This window comes from Sulfitobacter sp. 1A15258 (assembly GCF_043557045.1).
In the GTDB taxonomy this organism is placed as follows: Bacteria; Pseudomonadota; Alphaproteobacteria; order Rhodobacterales; family Rhodobacteraceae; genus Sulfitobacter; species Sulfitobacter faviae.
The window spans coordinates 1-4,499 of record NZ_JBIFFK010000026.1 but is presented as its reverse complement, the minus strand read 5'-3'; the positions used below and the strand labels follow the sequence as shown (position 1 = coordinate 4,499).

The 4,499-nt window shown below is 58.0% G+C and carries 3 protein-coding genes; all 3 read left to right on the top strand.

Features of this window, described 5'->3' with window-relative positions:
- Positions 1–826: 826 nt before the first annotated feature.
- The gene (locus ACGYK9_RS19080) at positions 827–2,812 is read left to right on the top strand and encodes a multicopper oxidase domain-containing protein (protein ID WP_009827245.1); all 1,986 of its coding nucleotides are present in this window, start codon (positions 827–829) and stop codon (positions 2,810–2,812) included.
- A gap of 26 nt (positions 2,813–2,838) precedes the next feature.
- A complete protein-coding gene (locus tag ACGYK9_RS19075) occupies positions 2,839–3,558 on the top strand; it encodes a copper resistance protein B (protein ID WP_065335300.1) in 720 nt (239 codons plus the stop codon).
- 84 nt (positions 3,559–3,642) lie between these two features.
- Positions 3,643–4,140, top strand: a complete 498-nt coding sequence (locus ACGYK9_RS19070) for a plastocyanin/azurin family copper-binding protein (protein ID WP_009827247.1) — start codon at positions 3,643–3,645, stop codon at positions 4,138–4,140.
- The last annotated feature ends 359 nt before the right edge of the window (positions 4,141–4,499 follow it).

The window sequence follows — 4,499 nt, the reverse complement described above, 5'->3', positions numbered from 1 at the left end:
ACTTGCAAATTCGGCGAGTTAACGTGACAACACCCTGTGGAGTTCTACGGCTTGGTATGAGTTCCGTCCCAAACACTTGCATTTAGCGGATATTCCGAATGAACTGGCTTACAAGGGCGAAGCTTGGAAAGGCTGTAGCCTCAGAGCGCACAGCGAGAGTTTTTGCAATCCGCTGCATTAATAAATCTCAGAAAAACACAAGCATGTCTGATTGGCACACGATCTCGCTTTCTGACGCTGCACGCAGGTTATTTCAGGGATGTATTGCTGCAGCGAGTAAAGTCCTCCGAACCAGGTCCGCGATAGCCTCTATCAACGTCTGATCGCTATCTCCAGATGAGTTGTTGATCAATTCTTGGATGAGCCTGTCTTTCGCCGATCATCTCTGGAAACCGGGCATAGCAAGCGAAAGATGATCTACATCAAGCGCGTTCGCGAACCTTCGGGCAACTGCGTAGGCGCCCCTTCGCCCTTCCCGAACCAAAGCAAATCACATCAGCAACCACCCACCCTACCGACGGTCAGCACACCCTAACCCCATATGTAACCATATGTATTCTTGATCCTTTGCAGGCGTTCCGGCGATAAAACCTCCAGTTCCACGGAGGGCACGTGAATCATGGATCCGACAAATTCAGAACTCGAAACAGGCCCCGCGCTGACCCTCGCAAGTTGCAAGGCAGAACCGCGCGTAAACGCCCCCCGGCACGTGCCGTGTTCGAAGCGAACTGTGCCGAGCCGGGTGCGACTGACCTCCAAAACGCCGTCGAACCCTTGAGCACGCGCGCTGCGGCACCTTTCAGACAGACTAATACAAGGAAAACGAATGCAATTCTTCAATAGAAAGCAGCTGGCCCTCTGGGATACGGCGCTCAGTACCTCTGAAGAGCTGGCGAAGGGGTTGTCGCGGCGTCAGTTCGGCTTGGCTGCGGCTGCGGCTTTTGCGATGCCCAAAGCGTTGAGCGCGCATGGCTCCACGCAGGTGACCTCTCAGGGAACCTACAATATCACAGTCGACCCGGTGCGCATCAACACGGGCGATTTTCAGAAGATGGGCGTGGGCTACAACCGCAGCCAGATTCCGACGATCCTGCGCTTCAAGGAAGGTGAGGAGGTTACGATAAACGTGACCAACAACCTCAGCGAAAGCACCTCGATCCACTGGCATGGACTTATCGTGCCCTTCCGTCAGGACGGCGTTCCGGGGATCAGCTTCAACGGCATCGCCCCCGGTCAGACCTTTACCTATCGCTTCCCGATCCAGCAGGCCGGGACCTATTGGTTCCACAGCCATTCAGGCCTTCAGGAGCCGGATGGCGCCTACGGTGCGATCGTGATCGAGCCGCGCGGCAGGGAACGCATACCAGCGCACCGCGACTATGTCGTTCAGCTGGCCGACAAACATCCCCATCCGGGCAACCGCATCTTGCGGAACCTCAAGATGCAGTCCGACTACTACAACCGTTCGCAGCGCACTTTTCAGGACCTGATCCGGGACGCCCGCATGGACGGTCTCAAGGCGACGCTGAAAGAGCGCCGCATGTGGGGGCGCATGCGCATGCTGCCGAGCGACGTCGAAGACGTGCAGGGATTTACCTCGCTGATCAACGGTCGCAGCACGTCGCAAAACTGGACCGGTTTGTTCCGGCCCGGTGAGAAGGTCCGCCTTCGGATCATCAACTCCTCCGCGATGACCTACTTCGACATGCGGATACCGGGACTGAAAATGGTCGTCGTGCAGGCTGACGGCAACGATGTGGAGCCTGTCGCCGTGGATGAACTGCGGGTCGCGGTTGCCGAGACCTATGATGTCATCGTCCAGCCTACGCAGAACAAGGTCTATAGCATTATTGCGGAATCCATGGGCCGCAACGGGCTTGTTCGGGGCACCCTGTCACCCAGAGAGGGCTATGCCGGTGCCGTGCCCCGTCTCAGACCCAAGCCCTTGCTCACCATGGCCGACATGAGCGGCATGATGGGCGGTATGGGTATGGATATGGGCATGGGTATGGGCGACCACGTCATGCAGAACATGACCGGAATGAACCACACCGACATGACAGGCATGGACCATTCAAACATGCAATCCAGCCAGCAGCCCCCGATGCCTGCGATGACCCCGTCAGAGGAAAAGCCGAAGAAAAAGACTTCGATGGCTGGGATGGACCATACGCAGATGCAAAAGCCTGCGATGGACGGCATGGACCACACGCAGATGCAGCAGAAGAAAAAGGCACCGATGTCAGGCATGAACCATGCCCAGATGCAGAAGCCCGCAATGGACGGTATGAGCGGCATGGACAGTATGAGCGGAATGGCAATGTCTGATGGCGGCGATCCGTTCTATGTCCCGGGCAGCGGACTGACGCCTGTCGCGTACAACGGCGGCAAGTTCCTGTCCTACGCAGACCTGCGCGCCGCCAGCCCTCGTTACCGTCACCGCGCACCCTCACGCACCATCGTGTTGCGGCTGACCGGTAACATGGAGCGCTACATCTGGTCGATCAACGACGTGAAATACGACGATGCCGCCCCGATCACGCTCCGATACGGCGAGCGGGTGCGCATGCGGTTCATCAACGAAACGATGATGTCGCATCCGATGCACCTGCACGGGATGTGGTCGATCATCGATGCCGGTCACGGTCCGCGCAATCCCATCAAGCACACCGTGAACATCAATCCCGCCGCCACGACGGACATCGAAGTCGAGGCCGACGCCCCCGGTCAATGGGCGTTCCACTGTCACCTCAGCTACCACGCGCGGGCGGGAATGTTCCGCAAGGTCGTGGTCAAGGGACGCGCGGCTTGAGCCGGGAAATACAAAGGACGAACGTAATGAAATACAGTCAACTCGCCGGACTGGCCGGCCTCATCCTTCCTTGGGCCTCGCTCGTGCAGGCTCAGCCCGTCAAACAAACCGAACAGCTGATCTGGGGCGTGCAGGCGGAACAGTTGGAAATTCGCGCACTGGATGACGAAGAGGTCCTTGTCTGGGATTTCGACGCCCTCATCGGCACGGATGAGCTCAAGCTGGTGTGGCGCAGCGAAGCTGAATACGGTCTTTCGTCCGATGAGTTCGAAAGCCTCGAAAACCAGCTACGTCTCCGGTTTCCAATCTCGACCTTCTTTAACGGCGTGGTCGGAGCCTATGCCAGCACACCCGAGGGCGTTCCGGAACGCTACGCGGCTGTCGTGGGGGTAAAAGGGCTCGCGCCGCAGTGGTTCGAGATCGACGCCGATCTCTACCTCTCCGACTATTCGTTCTTCAGTTTCGAGGCGGAATACGAACTGCTCCTTACCAACCGTCTGATCCTGACCCCGAACATCGAGATCGATATGCCGCTGAAGGATGACATCGCCCGGGGGCGGGGTGCGGGTGGCGCAGTCATGGAGATCGGTGCGCGGCTGAGTTACGACCTCATCGACCGTGCGGTCTCACCCTATATCGGCGTCAACTACGAGACCTCGTTCGGCGACACGCGGGACATCACCCGCGCGGCCGGTGGGGATACAGATGAGTTCTCGGTCGTGATCGGTACACGCCTTCAATTCTGAGATTTGTTCCTGCGGGAGCAATCCGGAGGGCTGATGAGTCCTCCGGCCAATACCTGAACCCAAAAGCAACCAAGGACTAAACAGATGAAACATCTACTGCTGACAATCGCACTGGCTTCCTCCTTTGCGGCACCGGGGTTTGCCGGCGAAGCGGCTCACGGAAACAAGTCCGGCGACACCCATGGAGAAATGAAGATCGGCATGCCCGGCGATGCCGCTGCGGTGGACCGCACGGTCGAGATCGACATGGTCGAAACAGACGACGGCGAAATGCTGTTCAAGGGCGGCGATCTGGATTTCAAAGAAGGCGAGACCGTCCGTTTCGTCGTCCGCAACGAGGGCGAGTTGGACCATGAGTTCATTCTCGACTCGCAAAAGAAGAACGCCGCGCACAAGAACGAAATGGCGGATATGAGCGGTATGAATATGGGTCATAATGAGCCCAACCGCATCCGGCTCGCGCCCGGCGAAGATGCCGAAATCATCTGGACATTTGCAAATAACGGCACGTTCGAAGCTGCTTGCCTGATCCCCGGTCATTACGAATCCGGCATGTTCCGCGAAGTCTCCGTTACTCACTAAACGGTCAGTGCGGATCGCGAGCACCGCCTTGCGATAACGTTAATACCAGAACGGGCGTACACCGCGCCCGTTCTTTCCCCCGTTGGGCGCCCGTCTGCGACGATGGTGTACCGCGCCAGCGGCGGTAGTACCCAGATCCGACGTTTGCAGCAACGCCAGATCGAAGCTGAAAGCCGGGGCCTGACGAAGGCCGAACGCAGAACCCGTGAAAGAAAAGGGACATTGAAGGGCACGAACTCGGCCGTCTCGACAACCGAAGGGCTGCGCCCGATCGATACGGGTGATACATCGCGCCCATTGTTCAAGGTGGAGAGATGGTGAATTGAGGTGTTGTCACGTTAACTCGCCGAATTTGCAAG